This window comes from Streptomyces sp. NBC_01429 (assembly GCF_036231945.1).
Taxonomy (GTDB): domain Bacteria; phylum Actinomycetota; class Actinomycetes; order Streptomycetales; family Streptomycetaceae; genus Streptomyces.
On sequence record NZ_CP109599.1, the window covers coordinates 2,368,791 to 2,385,297 of the forward strand.

A 16,507-nucleotide genomic window follows, 5' to 3' on the forward strand; every position below is an offset into this window, starting at 1 on the left:
CGCGAGGTCGGCTCACCGCATGGCCGTCGCCTCGCGCCGCAGGTCCAGGCACACAGGCACACCAGGAACACAGGAGTCACCATGCACGTGCGTTCCCTCGGCCGCACCGCCGCCACCCTCGCCGTCACCACCGTCGCCGCCGCGGCCCTCGCCCTCACCGCCGTCGCCCCCGCGAACGCGGCGCCCGCAGCGCCCGCGGACAGCGGCACCGCGCCCGCCGTCTCCGTCCAGGCGGCGCCCGGCGACTACCTGGGCGAGGTCACGGCCAGGACCGGACTGCTGCTCCACGACAAGCCGTACCGCAGCGCCCGGATCGTCGGCTCGGTCGAGTACGGCCAGATCGTCCGGATCTTCTGCCGGGTGCAGGCCGACGACGTCGAGGGGAACAGCAACTGGTACCTCCTCGCGGACGGCCGCTGGGCCTGGGCATCGGCCAAGTACATCCGCAGCATCGGCGCGGTCCCGCACCTCTGCTGACCGAACACGAGCCGGTCCCGCAAGGCGGCATGCCTTACGTGCCCACATAAACGGACATAAGGCGTGCCGCCTTGCTACGTTGCGGGACATGACCGCAACGACGGCGGACGCTCCCCCGCCCGCGCCACCCCCGCGCAAGCGGCGCGGCGTCGAACTCTCGCTCCTCGTCTGCGCCGTCCTCATCTCCGTCTTCGGCTACATCAGCGTCGGCCTCGGCAAGAACCACACCCTGCCGCCCGACGCCGCCGGTTACGGCGCGGGGCTCGGGGCCCTCGCCCTCCTCGCGCACATCGTGGTACGGCTGCGCGCCCCGTACGCGGATCCGCTCCTGCTGCCCATCGCGATCCTGCTCAACGGCCTTGGCCTGGTGCTCATCTACCGGCTCGACCTGGAGACCCCGAACGACCGGGCCGCGCCCACCCAGCTGATCTGGTCGACGCTGGGCGCCGCGCTGTTCATCGCCGTCGTCGCGTTCCTGCGCGACCACCGGGTCCTCCAGCGCTACGCCTACCTCTCGGTGGCCACCGCGCTGGGGCTGCTGATCGTGCCGATCTTCTTCCCGGCCGTGAACGGCGCGAAGATCTGGATCAGGTTCGGCGGATTCTCCATCCAGCCGGGCGAGTTCGCGAAGGTGCTGCTCGCGGTCTTCTTCGCGGCCTACCTCGCCGCCAACCGCAACGCCCTCGCGCACACCGGCCGCAGACTCTGGCGGCTCCAACTGCCCACGGGACGGGTGCTCGGGCCGCTCGTGGCCATCTGGGCGCTCAGCGTCCTCGTCCTGGTGCTCGAACGGGATCTGGGCACCTCGCTGCTCTTCTTCGGACTCTTCGTGATCATGCTGTACGTCGCGACCGGCCGCACCGGGTGGATCGCGGTCGGGCTGCTGCTCGCGGCCGTCGGGGCGTTCGCCGTCGGCTCGCTGGAACCGCATGTGCACAGCCGGGTGGAGGACTGGCTCGACCCGTTCGCCTCCATCGACGCGGGGCGCGGGCCCGGTCAGCTCGCCCAGTCCCTCTTCGCGTTCGCGGCGGGCGGGATGCTCGGCACCGGTCTCGGGCTCGGCCGGTCGATCCTGATCGGCTTCGCCGCCAAGTCGGACTTCATCCTGGCGACGGCGGGCGAGGAGCTGGGCCTGGTCGGGCTGACCGCGATCTTCCTGCTGTACGCGCTGCTCGTCGCACGCGGTTTCCGCACCGGGCTCTCCCTGCGCGATCCGTTCGGCCGGCTGCTGGCGATCGGCCTCTCCTCGATCCTCGGCCTCCAGGTCTTCGTCATCGCGGGAGGTGTGATGGGGCTGATCCCGCTCACCGGCATGGCGATGCCCTTCCTCGCACAGGGTGGCTCGTCCGTCGTCACCAACTGGGTGATGGTGGCGCTGCTCATCCGGCTCAGCGACTCGGCGCGCAGGCCGCGCCCGGAGGAGGACGCGCGATGACCCGATACATCCGGCGGACCGCCGCCTTCTTCCTGCTCCTGCTGGCCGCCCTGCTGGTCAACTCGGCGCGGATCCAGGTCCTCGACGCGGATTCGCTCGACCACAACCAGGGCAACCGCCGGGACACCGTGTCCCGTTACTCACAGCAGCGCGGCCCGATCCTGGTCGGCGGCAAGCCGGTCACCGGCTCCCGGGACACCGGACAGCAGCTGCGTTACGAGCGCACGTACCGGCAGGGCCCGCTGTACGCGCCCGTCACCGGCTACGCCTCCCAGACGTACGGCACGACGCTGCTGGAGAACGCCGAGGACTCCGTCCTGTCGGGTACGGACCCGATGCTCGCCCCGTTCCCCTTCTGGAACGACATCACCCGGGGCCGCAGCCCCGGCGGCAAGGTAGCCACCACCATCAAGGCGCCGATGCAGCGCGCCGGGTACGAGGGGCTGGCCGGACGGCGCGGCGCGGTCGTGGCGATCGAACCGTTCAGCGGTCGGATCCTGGCGCTGGTGAGCAGCCCGTCCTACGACCCGGGCCTGATCTCGGGCACGGGTACGGAGGTCACGGACGCCTGGACCCGGCTGAACGGCGAGGCGGCGCAGCCGATGCTCAACCGGGCCATCCGGCAGACCTATCCGCCCGGTTCGGCCTTCAAGATCGTGACGGCGGCGGCAGCACTGGACGCCGGGACGGTCACCGATGTGGAGGCCCCGACCGATATCGCGGAGCCGTACGTCCTGCCGGGGACCCGCACCACGCTGCCCAACGAGGCGGAGGGGTGCGACCGGGCGTCGCTGGAGTACGCCATCAGATGGTCCTGCAACACGGTGATGGCCGGTCTCGGGGTGGAGACGGGGCTCTCCGCGATGGTGAAGTCGGCGGAGAAGTTCGGCTTCAACGATTCCGGGATCAGGATCCCGTCCGGGGTTGCGGCGTCGAATTTCGACACGAGGATGAGCGACGACCAGCTGGCGCTGTCCTCTATCGGGCAGTTCGACACCCGGGCCACCCCGCTCCAGATGGCGATGGTCGCCTCGGCCGTCGCCAACGGCGGGGAGCTGAAGTACCCCTTCCTGGTGGACCGCACGCTCGCCTCGGACGGCGACACGCTCGCCCGCACCGGCGAGCGGACCTACCGGCGGGCGATGAACCCGCTGACGGCGAACCGGCTCCGGCAGATGATGATCGGCGTCGTCGAGGACGGTACGGGCGCCAACGCGGCGATCGACGGCGCGACGGTCGGCGGCAAGACGGGAACAGCGCAGCACGGGGTGAGCAACTCCGGTACGCCGTACGCCTGGTTCATCGCCTGGGCGCAGGCAGGCGACTCGGGCCGGCCCGCCGTGGCGGTGGCGGTGGTCGTGGAGGACGCGGAGGCGGACCGGGCGGACATCAGCGGCGGGGGCGACGCGGCGCCGATCGCGCGGGCGGTGATGGAGGCGGCGCTGGACGGCTGACGCGCGGACGGAACACCTTAATGCATGAATATACAATGAAACACATGAACATACACACGGGCGTGCTACCGGGCCTCGCCTGGTCCCTCCGCGCCGCAGGGTCCGCCGACGTCGAGGCGATAGCCGAGCTGCGGGCGACGGTGATGCGGCCGGATCTGGAGCGGCTGGGCCGGTACGACGAGCACCGCGTCAGGCAGCGGCTGCGGGACTCGTTCGCGCCGGGCCACACCTCGGTCGTCCTCGCCGGGGGCGCCTTCGCGGGGTCCGTCACCCTGCGGCCCCGGGACGCAGGCTGGTGGCTGGAGCACTTCTACCTCTCCCCCGCCGTGCAGGGCCGGGGGCTCGGCTCGGCGGTGCTGGGCTCGCTGCTGGAGCGGACCGACGCCGGGGGCGCGACCGTACGGCTGGATGTCATGCGGGGCAGCGCGGCGCGGCGGCTGTACGAGCGGCACGGGTTCACGGTGGAGCGGGAGGACCCGGTCGACGTGTACATGGTCCGGCCGCCGGGCGGGGCCGGAGCGGACCGGGCCGAGGCGGACCGGGCCGAGGCGGACGGGTAGGGGCGGACGGGTAGGAGCCGCGCCGTCCCTACTCCAGGGGCTCGCGGCGGGCGCGCCACAGCGCCGGGACGGCGTCCGTGCCCGTGCGGGCCGCGACGATGCCTCCCGTGATGGCGCAGGTGGTGTCGGTGTCACCGGCGCCCTCCGCCGTCGCCCAGAGCGCCCCGGTCAGGTCGTCACGGTGGCGGGCCGCCGTCCAGACGGCGAACGGAACGGTGTCGTCGGCGCGGATCAGGCTTCCGCTGCCCAGCAGTTCGGCGGCGGCCCGGGGCTCAGTGGCGAAGGGGAGTGCGGCGGCGCGCGCCAGCCCGTCCCGTACCGGCCCCTCCGGGGTGGCCTCGGCGACCGCCGCGACGGTCAGCTCGGACCGTACGGACAGGGCCGCCGCCACGGCGACCGCCACCGCGCCCGCGACGCCCTGCGGGTGGGCGTGGGTCACCTCGGCCGAGCGCGCGGCCTGTTCGGCGACGAGGCCGAGGTCGGCGGCGAACCGGGCGCCGAGGGGGGCCACCCGCATGGCGGCGCCGTTGCCGAGGCTGCCGCCGCCGTCGAACAGTCCGCCCGCGAGCGTGCGCCAGCTCTCCGGCTCAGCGAGGAGCGCGGGTAACAGCATGTGCATGCCGTATCCGTAGCCACGGCCAGGGTCGGCCTCGAACGCGAGGGCGAAGGCGAGCGCCAGCCGGTCCTGATCGATGGCGCCGCACTCGTCGAGGACGCGGTGGATCGCGAGCGCCATGGCGGTGTCGTCCGTCCAGGGCCACTCGGGCTCCGGCGGGGTCTTTCGGGCCCTGATCTCGTCGTACGCGCGCTGCGGCTCACGGAAGAGCGGGAACCAGCGTTCGCCGAAGGCGTCGCCCAGGGCGAGCCCTTCGAGGCTGCGCCGGGCGGCGGCGCGGCCGATCGTGCGGTCGGCTCCGTGAGCAGTGCGGTCGGGTCCATGAACCGTGCGGTCGGCTCCGTGAACCGTGCGGTCGGGTCCACGGTCGGAGGCGCTGCGGGCGTCCTGGTTTCGGGCGGTCATACCGGCCATCGTGCCGTGTACCGACGCCTCCGTGCCGCACTATTCCGCCGTATATCCAGTATGGGGGACCGGAAGGGCCGATTCCGTCCTTCCGGCGGACGATTTCCCGCCGTGCAGGGGCAGTTACCTTGTTTCCCATGCCTTCACACCCCTCCTTCCCCTCACTTCTCCATGCCCATGACCATGGCGGCGACGGCCCGCCGCTCGTCCTCCTGCACGGCGCGAGCCGCTCACTCGCCGACTGGGCCACGGTGGCGCCGCTCCTCACCCGGCGGCACCGGGTGCTCGCGGTCGACCTGCCGGGTCACGGAGGCTCCGAACACGCGCCGGGGCCCTGGTCGTTCGACGGCGTCGTCGCCTCGGTCGAGCAGGTACTCGACGCGTACGGCATGCCAGGGGCCGTCCCCGTGGGCCACTCCCTGGGCGGCATGGTCGCGCTGCGGTACGCGGCCCGGCACGGCGGCGAACAGCGGTCCGGGGGCGCCGCAGTGGCCTCCGAGGGCTCTGGCGCCTCCGAGTGCGCTGGCGCCTCCGGCACCTCAGAGGGCTCCGGCGCGACCCCGGGGGCGGTCAATCTGGACGGCTTCTGGTGGGGCAGCGGCCGTCCCGAGCAGTACCCGGGGCTCGACCAGGAGACGGTGGCCGGCGCTCTCGCCCGGATCGGGGACATGATCCGGGCGACCGCCGGGCAGGTCGCGGAAGCCGATCACGTCGAGCAACAGGCTTCGTACGCGGGCCTGTTCGGCATTCCGTACGACCGCGCGGAGGCCGCGGCGCGCGGCGCGGTCCGGGAGCTTCCCGACGGCCGCTTCCAGACGCTGCCCGTCCGCGAACGGGCGCTGGAGATGTACGCGGCGCTGGACGCCCTCGACCTGATGGGGCTGGTACGGAGCGTGCCGTGCCCCGTCCTGTGCGTACGGGCCCGCCGGCCGCAACCGCCGACGCCGGGCATGGGGTGGTTCGAAGAGCTGACCGCGGCGCACGCGAAGGGGCTGGACCGGAGCCTCGCGGCGGCACAGGCCGAGCGGGACTCGCTGGCCGTCGAGAACGTCGACGCCACCCACGCCATGCTGCTGGAGGAGCCCGAGGAGATCGCCGCGCGGGTGCTCGCCTTCACCCGGACTCTGTGACGGCCGTACACGCGGACGCTGTTGGACAGGGAGTCAACAACTGGCGCTCCGGGGATTGACGTCGTTACTGACACGCAGTCTCATAAGAAGTGACCGCCGGTAACCCAGCCACGAGGTGCACTCAGCCATGACGCCGCCCCCGCCGCAGCCAGCCACATCACCGACGCCCGTCACCCCCGAGGACGTACAGCTGCTCCGTGACGCGCTCGGCCCGCTCCGGGACCGCGAACAGGTCGCCGAGCGGCTGCTCGAATCGTCCGCCAAGCACTCCTTCGACCCCGACAAGGAACTCGACTGGGAGGCGCCGTTCGAAGACGGGAAGTGGTTCTGGCCGCCGGAACTGGTCTCGCTCTACGACACCCCGCTCTGGGACAGGATGTCCGAGGAACAGCGAATGGACCTGGCCAGGCACGAATCCGCGTCGCTCGCCTCCCTCGGCATCTGGTTCGAGATCATCCTGATGCAGCTGCTGGTGCGGCACATCTACGACAAGCCGGTGACCAGCAATCACGTCCGCTACGCGCTCACGGAGATAGCGGACGAGTGCCGGCACTCGATGATGTTCGCCCGGCTGATCCAGCAGGGCGGCACGCCCTCGTACCCGGTACCGAGGCGCTACCACAACCTCGCGCGCGTCCTGAAGACCATCTCGACCACCCCGGGCTCCTTCGCCGCGACCCTCCTCGGCGAGGAAATACTCGACTGGATGCAGCGCCTGACCTTCCCCGACGAGCGCGTCCAGCCGCTCGTGCGCGGCGTGACCCGTATCCATGTGATCGAGGAGTCACGCCATGTCCGGTACGCGCGCGAGGAGTTGCGGCGCCAGATGGTGACCGCGCCGCGCTGGGAGCGGGAGTTCACCCGCCTCAACTGCGGCCAGGCCGCCAAGGTCTTCTCCGTCTGCTTCGTCAACCCGCAGGTGTACGAGGACATCGGCCTCGACCGCCGCGAGGCCGTCGCCCAGGTGAAGGCCAGCGGACACCGGCGAGAGGTGATGCAGTCGGGCGCGAAGCGGCTGACGGACTTCCTGGACGACATCGGCGTACTGCGCGGACCGGGCCGCCGGATGTGGCAGGCGTCGGGGTTGCTGGCCTGAGGCGCGGGTTCGGGATTGCCGGGCCGAGGCGCGGGTTCGGGATTGCCGGGCCGAGGCGCGGGTCTCGTCGCCCCACGGCCGGTCGGGTCTCCCGTGCCACTGCCGCTGGGGCTACGACCGACGAGGCAACGGCCGCTGGGGCTACGCCGCGATCAGGTGGGCCCGGTGGCGGTAGTCGGTGGGCGGAATGCCGTAGGCGGCGCGGAAGGCGCGGCTGAACGCGGCCGGGTGCGTGAAGCACCAACGGGCGGCGATGTCATGGACCGGCACGTTCCGCAGCGCCGGGTTGGCCAGGTCGTGGCGCGCGCGTTCCAGGCGCTGCTGCCGGATCGTGGCGGAGACGGTGACGCCTTCGTCCCGGAAGAGGCGGTGCAGATAGCTGAGGGAGATGTGGTGTGCGGCGGCGACGACGGGCGGGGTCAGCGCGGGGTCGTGCAGGTTCTGCCGGATGAACGCCCGGATGCCTTCGATCAGGGCCCGGTGGCGGGTCTCCGGGGGCAAGGCGTCCTCGGTGTCGAGTATCTCGGCGAACCAGGCCGCCAGCAGGTCGAGCAGGACGGCGCCCAAGCGCGGCGCGGCGGACGGCTGGAGAGTGTCGCACTCCCGGCTCAGCCCGGTGAGGAACCCCGTGAGCAGGGCGCCTGTTCCCTCTTGTCCCGGCAGGCGCCTTCCCAGCAGATGCCGGACCCTGTCGGGTGACGCGGGCAGCAGCACCTTGCGGAACTCCACACCCACCCCTGTGATCACGCGATGGTCCCCGGCGTCCGGCGGTACCACTTCGTAGGGCTGCGAGGTGTCGGAAATCCACAGGTCGCTCGGGCCATAGGTGTCGGTCCGTCCGACATGGTCGAGCCCCAGCCCGCCGCCGAGGACCAGCGAGATGTGGTACTCCTCCGGGTCGGACTGCCGAACCAGCCTCGCGCTCCGCAGGAACCGCGCCGGCAGGAACGACGTGGGCCACACCTTCACCGGCCCCAGCTCCATCAGCCGCTGCTCCGCCCAGAAATCGGCGGCGTGGTCACTGTTCAGGTCGCTGGGGGCGGTCGTCCGGTTGATCAGCTCCCGCCAGTAGTCGAAACGGTCCTCCACCGGCACATCCTCGCTCCGGAACACCGTCCCGATCATCGCGCCCGCTTCCCCTCCTCCTGACCTGGCCCGCCGTACTCTCCGGCTTCCCGCAGGCTCCAACCCACCAGCCGACACAGCCTAGCCGGGGGGCCGGACCCGGCTCCGGCCCCCTGTGTACGTACGTACGCACCCACTCACGCCACCGAGGCGCCCACCTCCGGAGCGAGCCACACGAGACGGGGCGAGCACCCGTCCGCCCGCCCGAAGTACCGCGCCACGTTCTCCGGCGCCGCAAGCCGCAACTGGCCACCGTCGCCGACGCGCGTCACATCAGCCCCACCGTCCTCGTGCGCCAGCCCCCAGGCGACGACGGCGGCGTCCCTGCCGAACTCGCCCTCGCCGTCGCGGTACTCCACGACGACGGCGAAGAGCCGGGGCGCGGTGTCGCGCACGAGTTCGTACAACTCCCGCTCGAAATCGAACGAGTTCAGGGCGGAGTCCTGCGGCGATACGGTCATCACGATCCCCTTCGGTAGACATGCCCGTCCGCCTGATGGAGACGCGGGAGGGCACGGCGGAGCGAAGACGCCTTGCGGCGGGGCCACTTGATGTGGCTTGGTTCACACCGTAACGATGCAACTATGATTCATCTACCTGCCCGAGGCGAGAGCATCCAAATGAGTGAGGGAGAAATATGCGCCCCAAGCACCTTCCTGCGACCGTGCGACAGCGGCGCCTCGGCGCTGAACTGCGCAGACTCCGCCAGCAGGCCGAACTGACCACAGCCCAGGCGGGCGTGCTCGACGGTTCCTCGCAGCCGCGCATCAGCAGCATCGAGTCGGGCCGTTACGCGGTGGGCGCGGACCGCGTCCGATCCCTGGCCCGGAGCTACAGCTGCACGGATGAGGCGTACATCGAGGCACTCACGGAGATGACCGGAGGGCGGACGCGTGGCTGGTGGGACGAGTACCGCACGCTGCTGCCGCCTGATGCCATCGACCTGGCCGAACTCGAACACCACACGGCGTCGATGCGGACCTCGTCGCTGGGCCATCTACCGGGGCTGCTCCAGACCAGAGCCCATGCTCACGCCGTCATGAGCGCTGCGGTGCCGGCGTTCGCGCCGCACGAGGTGGAGCACCGAGTCTCATTCCGGATCAAGCGGCAAGTGGCGGTATACGGAGTGAATCCGAAGCCACTGACCACGATCCTTCACGAAGCCGCTCTGCACATGGGATTCGGTGGCCCCGAGGTGGCCCGGGCACAGCTCAAGCACCTCCTCGAAGTCGGCGAATTGGAGCACGTCACGATCCTGGTCATCCCCTTCGGCGGGGGCGCCTTCCCCAGCGCCGGAACCGGCATCTACTACATGACCGGAGCCGTCCCGGCCCTGGACACGGTCCAGCTGGACACCGATCACGGTGCCGCGTTCCTTGATGCTCAGCCCCAGTTGGTGAAGTACCGGACCGTTCTGGACCGCATTGAGAGTTGTACCCTCGATCCAACAGACTCCAGGGATCTGATCCGCCGCGTCGCAGCAGCTTTGTAAGGAAGGGAAGGCACGTGTCCGCCCTCCATTGGCAGAAGTCCTCGTACAGCGCCGAGGCGAACGGCTGCGTTCACGTCGCCGCTGCCGACGACGGCACCGTCAAGCTCGTCGAAAGCGACGATCCCAACGTCATCGTCACCACCACCCCCGCCAAACTCCACGCCTTCATCCAAGGCGTCAAAGCCGGAGAGTTCGACCACTTCGTCGCGTAAGCGTGGCGGTGCGTGGACAGCGTCCGGGCGTCCACTCCGAATCACCGAGAGCGGGAGGGCACGGAACTCTGCCCGGTGAGTGGTGCGCACCTTTGCACGGGGTGGCCCGGGTCCGGCTCGGCGGCTGACGGCCGGATGTTGGTGGGGGTTCATGCCCCGCTGGTCACTGTTGCGTTGCATGCTGCGGGTTCGGACCGAGGGGTAAGCGTGGTGAACGGGGCCGTTGATGGCGGGTGGGGGCCGCCCCTCCTCGGTTTGAGTTTCGCGCCTCCGGGCCGGGTGTAAAGGGCGCTCCTGCGTCGCGTCGCTGCGCGATGACCTTCGGTCACCCTTGACACCCGGCCCTGCGGCGCAAGTGCAGGTACTTGGGAGGGGCGGCCCCGGGGGAAGGGTTCCCGGAGGGGCATATCTGTGCGCGGGGGCCCGATCCCGGCCGCCGGGCCGGTTCGCCCTGCGGGGCAGCGCGGCAGTGGTGTGGGGCGGCCCGGCCCCGGCTCAGCGACTGACGGTCCGCCGTTGGCTGGGATTCATGCCCCGCTGGTCACTGTGGTGGGGTGGGGCGCCCGAAAGCTGGCAGAGATCTCACGCCCGGTCGGGGACCTCGGGCCGGAGACTCCTCCGAACGGCCTCGGGGAGCCCGGGGGCGTGGAGTGCGACGCTAGAGCCACTACAAGGCCGCCCAGGCGCTGCAACGTCACACTCCACGGAATATCGGCACCCACCCTCACCAAGATGCCCCATATACCCTAGATTGGCAGGGCGTTGAGGGTCCCCTCCAACCCGTCATGTGCCCTCGGCTGCACAAACCGCGCTCCACGACACACCGACTCCCTTCAGGAGCCCACTCGGTGCCACACAGACCCCAGCTGCCCCACCCCTCCCACCACACAGCGACCAGCGGGGCATGCATCCCAGCACACAGCGGACGGAGAGCCGCTAAGCCGGGGCCGGGCCACCCCACACCACTGCCGCGCAGCCCCGCAGGGCGAACCAGCCCGGCAGTCAGGGTCCGGCCCGCGCAGCGATCCTGCCTTCCCTGGGAACCCTTCCCCCCGGGCCGCCCCTCCCGAGTACCTGCACTTGCGCCGCAGGGCCGGGTGTCAAGGGTGACCGAAGGTCATCGCGCAGCGACGCGACGCAGGAGCGCCCTTTACACCCGGCCCGGAGGCGCGAAACTCAAACCGAGAGGGGCGGCCCCCACCCGCCATCAACGCCCCCGTCCACCACGCTTACCCCTCGGTCCGAACCCGCAGCACACAACGCAACAGTGACCAGCGGGGCATGAACCCCCACCAACATCCGGCCGACAGCCGCCGAGCCGGACCCGGGCCACCCCACACAAAGTGTGCGCACCACCCACCCGGCCGCAGGCCCCATCGCCCCCACCCAACTCCACACCTTCGTCCTCAGCGTCAAAGCCCAGCCCCGTCAAGGGAAGCGGACCGTAACCTTCAGGCCGCCCCGCCGGCCGGGTTCGGCCGTTGCCTGTGTGCCGTGGGCCTCGGCGATGGAGCGGACAATGGCGAGGCCGAGGCCGTGGCCCGTGGTGGAGACGCGGTCCTGGGCCAGGCGGCGGAACGGTTCGAACAGGTCCGGTACCCGGTCGGCGGGTACCGGGGGCCCGGTGTTGGTGACGGTCAGCGTGTGGCCTTCGAGCCGTACCCGGACCTGACCGCCGGGGTGGTTGTACTGGATGGCGTTGCGGACGAGGTTGGTCAGCAGGTGGCGCAGCAGTACGGGATCGCCGAGGACCTTCAGCGGCCGGTCGGCCGTCACCGTCACGTCGACGTCCACCTCCCCCTCCTCGGCCCGAGGAGCCAGCTCGGCCGCCACGAGCCGGGCAACGGCCGGCAGGTCCACGGTATCCGTCTCCTCCAGCCCTCGGTCGCTGCGTGCCAGCACCAGCAGCGCGCTGATCAGCTGCTCGGCCTCGCGGTTGGCGGCGAGCAGGTCCTCGCGCACCTCGGCGAGGCCGTCCGGGAGAGGGTCGGCGAGGCCGACCTCCAGGCTGGTGCGCTGGACCGCGAGGGGGGTCCTCAGCTCGTGGGAGGCGTTGGAGACGAAGCGCCGCTGGCTCTCGAACGACTTCTCCAGCCGGTCGAGCATGGTGTCGAAGGTGTCGGCGAGGCGGTGGAGTTCGCCGTCAGGGCCGGTGAGCGCCAGCCGCTGGTGCAGGTTGTGTTCGCTGATCCGGCGGGTGGTGTCCGTCATCGCGGCGACCGGCCCGAGTGCTCGCCCGGCCAGCCACCAGCCGAGGAGTCCGGCCAGCAGCGCCATGCCGATCAGTCCGACGGCCGACCAGAGGACCATCTGCCGCAGAGCGGTGTCCTGCACGGCCTGGACGCTCTGGTCGATCTGCCGGATCATGGCGACGTCGTCGTCGCCTCTGACCTGCGGCGGAAGCGTTCCGTCGGGGACCGTGGGGCGCGTGCGCCCCCAGTGGGCCTCGCCGCCGCCCGACGTACCGGCGCCCGACGTGTCGCCACTCGACGCACCCGCGCTCGACGCAGCGCTGCCCCGAGTGATCTCGAATCCCTTGACCTGCTGGGCCGTTCCGTACCGCGCGAGCAGCACGACGAAGGCCAGCAGCGCCGCGCCGGACAGTGAGTGGCGCGCAGGTGGGGACGCGCACCCGGCATCCACGCGCCCCCCGCCCCGGACTGCGCGAGACTGGGACGCGTGAGAAGCGAAGAGACACCCTTTGTCGGCGGGCCGCTGGACGGGCGCGTGCTGCCCGTGCTGACCGGGCCCACCGGGCAGCCGCCGAAGTGGTACGAGGTGCCCGTGCCGGACGCGGACGGCGGGGCGCCGACCGTGTTCGCGTACCGGCGCGTGCCCGCCGGGTTCAGTAAGCGGCTCGGGATCCAGCGGGGCTGGAAGTACGAGTACGCGCCCGAGGGGCGCGTACGGGAGCCGCTGAAGTGGCCGTGGTCGAAGCCGGGTCGCCCGGAGGAGTGACGCCGTTGCGCCAATCCGCCCATTAGTGCGTTATTCAGACGAGCTATCGTCCTCCGTCGCCGCATCATCCCGTAGGGCTGGATCCGCCAGTCCGCAACCGGAGGTGATGGCATGTCAGGCAGAGTGCTGCGGGCCGCCTGTGCCAGGGCGGCGGTGCTGACCGCCGCAGTCGTCCTCGCCGGGGTGCCGCTCGCTCCGTACGCCACCGCGGAGCCCACCCCGCCCGAGGCCGCGACCGCAACCGCGTCCGAGCCGGATCCCGAGCCCGAGCCGGATCCCGACCTCGACCCCGACCCCGCTCTCGCGTCCGCGCCCGAGCCGGGGGGCGCGCCCGAGACCACGGCCACCACCAGCGTCTCCGGCCTGCTGTCCCGCCTCCAGCTCCTCTACCAGGAGACCGAGGAGGCCACCGAGACGTACAACGCCACCGCCGTCGCCCTCGCCCGGCAGCGCGCCGAGACCAAGAAGCTGACCGCCGACCTCGAACGGGCGCGCAAAGCGCTCACCCTCAGCCGGAGCGACGCCGGGGAGCTGGCGCGCGCGCAGTACCGGGGGCAGTCGCAACTCTCCGACTATCTGCGGCTGCTGCTCGCCCACGACCCGCTGAGCGCCATGGACGAGAGCTATCTGATGGAGCGCGCGGCGCGCGAGCGGGCGGCCTCGCTGACCCGGCTGACGGGCGGCGAGAAGCGCGCCGCCGCCCTGACGGAGGCGGCCCGCACGGCGCTCGACCAGCAGCAGGCCCTCGCCACGAAGCAGAAGAAGCAGCGCGACATGGTCACCTCCCGGCTCCGGGAGGTCGAGAAGCTGCTCGCCTCCCTCAGCGGTGCGCAGATCGCGGCGGTGACCGCGCTGGAGCGGGACGGTACGGACAGGGCCCAGCGCGAACTGATCGACTCCGGAGCCCTCGGCGCACCCGGTACGCCGGGCGCACCCGGTGCGTCAGGCGCGCCCGGCGCGCCCGCGACCGGCGCGCGGAGCGCCGCCCCCTCGGCCGCCGGCTCCGCCGCCCTCGAATACGCCGTCGCGCAGATCGGCAAGCCGTACGAGTGGGGCGCCGAGGGCCCCGACTCGTTCGACTGCTCCGGGCTCACCTCGCGTGCGTGGGCGCGCGCCGGCCACACCATTCCCCGTACCAGCCAGGAGCAGTGGAACGAACTCCCCCGCGTCTCGCTGCGCGAGCTGCGCCCCGGCGATCTGGTCGTCTACTTCCCGAAGGCCACGCACGTCGCGATCTACCTCGGTGACGGCCTGGTGATCCAGGCGCCCCGGCCCGGCAGCCACGTCAAGGTCTCCCCCATCGCGGCCAACCCCCTGCTGGGCGCCGTACGGCCGGACCCGGCGGCCGCCGCCCTGGACCCGGCCGCGTACGAGCCGCCCGAGCTGCCCCGGGGCGCCACGGACGGCTCGGACACCGGCAACAACGAGGAAGGCTGACGCCGAGGAACGTGGACCCCGAAGAACAGTGACGGCGGCGCGCACCCACCCGGTCAGGCCGTGGCCGCCACCTCCGCCAAGTAGGCCGCCGCCCGCTCCGGTTCGAAGAAGTAGTTCTCGAAGTCGCCCGGATTGTCGAAGCCGTTGGCGATCCGGTCGGCGACCGGCTGGAGCCGCCCGGCCGCGCCGAGCAGGTCCAGGACATGCCGGGGCGGCGTGGCGGCGAGCATCGCGTTCGTCCACTTGGTGGCGTGCTGCGCCGTGTGCCAGTAGCGGTCGAACGCCGAGCGCATCCACGCCTCGTCGAAGGGCCGGTCGCCCCGGTCGAGGATGGCGGCGAGGTACGCGGCGGCGCACTTGGCGGCCGAGTTGGAGCCCTGGCCGGTGACCGGGTCGTTGGCCACGACGACATCCGCGACGCCGAGGACCAGCCCGCCGCCCGGGAGCCGCCCCACCGGCTTGCGTACGGTCGGCGTGTACCGCCCGGACAGGGTCGCGCCCGCGTCCGTCAGCTCGACCTTCGTGGCGCGCGCGTATTCCCAGGGCGTGAAGCGCTCCATCAGTTCCAGCGTGAGCGACAGATGCTCGGCGGGGTCCCTGACGCCCCGGAAGACATCGAGCGGACCGCCGGGTACGCCCTCCCAGAAGAGGATGTCCGCGCGGCCGGAGGTGGTGAGGGCCGGCATCACGAACATCTCGCCGACGCCCGGCACCAGATTGCACCGTATGGCGTCGAGGTGCGGGTGCTCGGGGCGCGGGGCCATGCCGTGCACGTACGCGACGGCGAGGGACCGCTGCGGGGCGGCGTACGGCGAGCGGGCGGGGTCGCGGGCGAACATCTCGACCAGTTCGCCCTTGCCCGCCGAGACCAGCACCAGGTCGTACGTACGGGAGAAGTAGTCCAGGTCGGAGACGGCGGCGCCGTGGATCACCAGTCGGCCGCCGCGCTGCGCGAACGTGTCCATCCAGCCGGCCATCTTGACGCGCTGGTCGACGGACTGGGCGTAGCCGTCCAGCCTGCCCACCCAGTCGACGGCGCGCGTCGAGTCGGGCGCGGCCACGGAGATGCCCACGCCTTCTATGCGCGGCGCCTGGGACTCCCAGAAGCCCAGCTTGAGGTCGCGTTCGTGCTGGAGCGCGGTGCGGAACATGCACTGTGTGGACATCACCCGCCCGGACCGGATCTCGTCCGCCGTGCGGTTGGCCATCAGCGTGACCCCGTACCCGTGCGACTGGAGTCCCAGGGCGAGCTGAAGCCCGGACTGGCCTGCTCCGACGATGAGTATCTTCCGCATGGGCGGGGCTCTCCGTTTGCGTACGTGGTACGGCCCGGGGCCGGCTTGCCCCGGGCCTGCCCGCTCGCGGGCCTGTCCGGCGGATCAGGGTCGGACAGGCCCTACCAGGGGGTCGGGCCCCACCCGTGACCTGAGGTCAGGCCCTACTCGGGGGTGACGTCGAGGGCGTGCCGCACCAGCGTGAGCAGCGACTCGACGGCCGCGATCTTCTGCCGCGCGTCCATGATCAGCACCGGTATCTCCGGCGGGATCGTCAGGGCGTCCCGTACGTCCTCCGGCCCGAACGCGGGGGTGCCGTCGAAGTGGTTGACGGCGACCACGTACGGCAGTCCGCAGCTCTCGAAGTAGTCGAGCGCGGGGAAGCAGTCCGGCAGCCGCCGGGTGTCGGCGAGGACGACCGCCCCGATCGCACCGCGCACCAGGTCGTCCCACATGAACCAGAAACGCTGCTGGCCCGGGGTGCCGAAGATGTACAGCACGAGGTCGTCGTCGAGGGTGATCCGGCCGTAGTCCATCGCCACGGTCGTGGTGATCTTGTCCGGGGTCGCGCTCAGGTCGTCGGTGTCCGCGCTCGCCTCGGTCATCATGGCCTCGGTCTGGAGCGGCGGGATCTCGGAGACCGCCCCGACGAAGGTCGTCTTGCCGACGCCGAAGCCGCCCGCGACCACGATCTTGGTGGCGATGGGCGCGCGTGTGCGGTCCTTCTGCCAGGGCTTCAGCTCCTCTTCGGGCTCGGCCGGGGGCCATATCCCGGCCGGAAGCCCTGCCTCGGCCGGAGGCCCTGCCTCGGCGGGGGCGGCCGTCACCGGCACACC

Annotated in this window: 16 protein-coding genes; 10 read left to right on the plus strand and 6 right to left on the minus strand. The window is 71.5% G+C overall.

The window, feature by feature from the left end:
- Positions 1 to 81 precede the first annotated feature (81 nt).
- The 4 genes from OG627_RS09840 to OG627_RS09855 all read left to right on the plus strand — a co-directional run bounded on the left by OG627_RS09840 (position 82) and on the right by OG627_RS09855 (position 3,926).
- Positions 82 to 477, plus strand: coding sequence for an SH3 domain-containing protein (locus tag OG627_RS09840; protein WP_329063478.1), 396 nt, complete (start codon positions 82 to 84; stop codon positions 475 to 477).
- 88 nt (positions 478 to 565) lie between these two features.
- On the plus strand, positions 566 to 1,912 hold the full coding sequence (locus tag OG627_RS09845; protein ID WP_329063480.1) for an FtsW/RodA/SpoVE family cell cycle protein: 1,347 nt from the start codon (positions 566 to 568) through the stop codon (positions 1,910 to 1,912).
- Positions 1,909 to 3,366, plus strand: coding sequence for a penicillin-binding transpeptidase domain-containing protein (locus OG627_RS09850; RefSeq protein WP_329063481.1), 1,458 nt, complete (start codon positions 1,909 to 1,911; stop codon positions 3,364 to 3,366). Before OG627_RS09845 ends, OG627_RS09850 begins: the two co-directional genes overlap by 4 nt.
- Before the next feature lie 44 nt (positions 3,367 to 3,410).
- Positions 3,411 to 3,926 carry a GNAT family N-acetyltransferase gene (locus tag OG627_RS09855; protein ID WP_329063483.1) on the plus strand — a complete coding sequence of 172 codons (516 nt, stop codon included), beginning with the start codon at positions 3,411 to 3,413 and terminating at the stop codon, positions 3,924 to 3,926.
- 28 nt (positions 3,927 to 3,954) lie between these two features.
- Here OG627_RS09855 and OG627_RS09860 read toward each other — a convergent pair whose 3' ends face one another.
- Entirely contained in the window at positions 3,955 to 4,947 is a 993-nt protein-coding gene (locus tag OG627_RS09860; RefSeq protein ID WP_329063485.1) for an ADP-ribosylglycohydrolase family protein, read from the minus strand.
- Positions 4,948 to 5,084: 137 nt separating this feature from the next.
- Between OG627_RS09860 and OG627_RS09865 the strand changes: the two genes are divergently transcribed.
- Complete coding sequence (locus OG627_RS09865) at positions 5,085 to 6,077, plus strand: alpha/beta fold hydrolase (RefSeq protein WP_329063486.1); 993 nt, start codon at positions 5,085 to 5,087, stop codon at positions 6,075 to 6,077.
- A gap of 127 nt (positions 6,078 to 6,204) precedes the next feature.
- The gene (locus OG627_RS09870; RefSeq protein ID WP_329063489.1) at positions 6,205 to 7,173 is read left to right on the plus strand and encodes an AurF N-oxygenase family protein; all 969 of its coding nucleotides are present in this window, start codon (positions 6,205 to 6,207) and stop codon (positions 7,171 to 7,173) included.
- Positions 7,174 to 7,314: 141 nt separating this feature from the next.
- On the opposite strand, the gene OG627_RS09875 is transcribed toward OG627_RS09870, so the two are convergent.
- Together OG627_RS09875 and OG627_RS09880 are read right to left on the minus strand one after the other, a co-directional pair.
- Positions 7,315 to 8,298, minus strand: coding sequence for a helix-turn-helix domain-containing protein (locus OG627_RS09875; RefSeq protein ID WP_329063491.1), 984 nt, complete (start codon positions 8,296 to 8,298; stop codon positions 7,315 to 7,317).
- Between the two features lie 137 nt (positions 8,299 to 8,435).
- The gene (locus OG627_RS09880; RefSeq protein WP_329063493.1) at positions 8,436 to 8,759 is read right to left on the minus strand and encodes a hypothetical protein; all 324 of its coding nucleotides are present in this window, start codon (positions 8,757 to 8,759) and stop codon (positions 8,436 to 8,438) included.
- Between the two features lie 203 nt (positions 8,760 to 8,962).
- Between OG627_RS09880 and OG627_RS09885 the strand changes: the two genes are divergently transcribed.
- Together OG627_RS09885 and OG627_RS09890 are read left to right on the plus strand one after the other, a co-directional pair.
- Positions 8,963 to 9,790 (plus strand): helix-turn-helix domain-containing protein, encoded by an 828-nt coding sequence (locus OG627_RS09885; RefSeq protein ID WP_329063495.1) that lies wholly within the window; start codon positions 8,963 to 8,965, stop codon positions 9,788 to 9,790.
- A gap of 14 nt (positions 9,791 to 9,804) precedes the next feature.
- Entirely contained in the window at positions 9,805 to 10,002 is a 198-nt protein-coding gene (locus OG627_RS09890; protein ID WP_329063497.1) for a DUF397 domain-containing protein, read from the plus strand.
- Positions 10,003 to 11,430: 1,428 nt separating this feature from the next.
- On the opposite strand, the gene OG627_RS09895 is transcribed toward OG627_RS09890, so the two are convergent.
- The gene (locus OG627_RS09895) at positions 11,431 to 12,645 is read right to left on the minus strand and encodes a sensor histidine kinase (RefSeq protein WP_329063499.1); all 1,215 of its coding nucleotides are present in this window, start codon (positions 12,643 to 12,645) and stop codon (positions 11,431 to 11,433) included.
- 36 nt (positions 12,646 to 12,681) lie between these two features.
- Between OG627_RS09895 and OG627_RS09900 the strand changes: the two genes are divergently transcribed.
- On the plus strand, positions 12,682 to 12,960 hold the full coding sequence (locus OG627_RS09900; RefSeq protein WP_329063501.1) for a hypothetical protein: 279 nt from the start codon (positions 12,682 to 12,684) through the stop codon (positions 12,958 to 12,960).
- Between the two features lie 111 nt (positions 12,961 to 13,071).
- Entirely contained in the window at positions 13,072 to 14,397 is a 1,326-nt protein-coding gene (locus tag OG627_RS09905; protein WP_329063504.1) for a C40 family peptidase, read from the plus strand.
- Between the two features lie 53 nt (positions 14,398 to 14,450).
- On the opposite strand, the gene OG627_RS09910 is transcribed toward OG627_RS09905, so the two are convergent.
- Together OG627_RS09910 and OG627_RS09915 are read right to left on the minus strand one after the other, a co-directional pair.
- Positions 14,451 to 15,692: a styrene monooxygenase/indole monooxygenase family protein gene (locus OG627_RS09910; protein WP_329063506.1), complete on the minus strand. Its 1,242-nt coding sequence runs from the start codon at positions 15,690 to 15,692 to the stop codon at positions 14,451 to 14,453.
- Positions 15,693 to 15,835: 143 nt separating this feature from the next.
- Positions 15,836 to 16,441 carry a GTP-binding protein gene (locus tag OG627_RS09915; protein ID WP_329072536.1) on the minus strand — a complete coding sequence of 202 codons (606 nt, stop codon included), beginning with the start codon at positions 16,439 to 16,441 and terminating at the stop codon, positions 15,836 to 15,838.
- Positions 16,442 to 16,507 lie beyond the last annotated feature (66 nt).

Excerpts from the sequence above, each read along its gene's own strand:
- OG627_RS09880 (WP_329063493.1), bottom strand. The coding sequence starts at position 8,759 with ATGACCGTATCGCCGCAGGACTCCGCCCTGAACTCGTTCGATTTCGAG.
- OG627_RS09905 (WP_329063504.1), top strand. The coding sequence starts at position 13,072 with ATGTCAGGCAGAGTGCTGCGGGCCGCCTGTGCCAGGGCGGCGGTGCTG.
- OG627_RS09870 (WP_329063489.1), top strand. The coding sequence starts at position 6,205 with ATGACGCCGCCCCCGCCGCAGCCAGCCACATCACCGACGCCCGTCACC.
- OG627_RS09860 (WP_329063485.1), bottom strand. The coding sequence starts at position 4,947 with ATGACCGCCCGAAACCAGGACGCCCGCAGCGCCTCCGACCGTGGACCC.
- OG627_RS09865 (WP_329063486.1), top strand. The coding sequence starts at position 5,085 with ATGCCTTCACACCCCTCCTTCCCCTCACTTCTCCATGCCCATGACCAT.
- OG627_RS09850 (WP_329063481.1), top strand. The coding sequence starts at position 1,909 with ATGACCCGATACATCCGGCGGACCGCCGCCTTCTTCCTGCTCCTGCTG.
- OG627_RS09845 (WP_329063480.1), top strand. The coding sequence starts at position 566 with ATGACCGCAACGACGGCGGACGCTCCCCCGCCCGCGCCACCCCCGCGC.
- OG627_RS09910 (WP_329063506.1), bottom strand. The coding sequence starts at position 15,692 with ATGCGGAAGATACTCATCGTCGGAGCAGGCCAGTCCGGGCTTCAGCTC.
- OG627_RS09855 (WP_329063483.1), top strand. The coding sequence starts at position 3,411 with ATGAACATACACACGGGCGTGCTACCGGGCCTCGCCTGGTCCCTCCGC.
- OG627_RS09875 (WP_329063491.1), bottom strand. The coding sequence starts at position 8,298 with ATGATCGGGACGGTGTTCCGGAGCGAGGATGTGCCGGTGGAGGACCGT.
- OG627_RS09840 (WP_329063478.1), top strand. The coding sequence starts at position 82 with ATGCACGTGCGTTCCCTCGGCCGCACCGCCGCCACCCTCGCCGTCACC.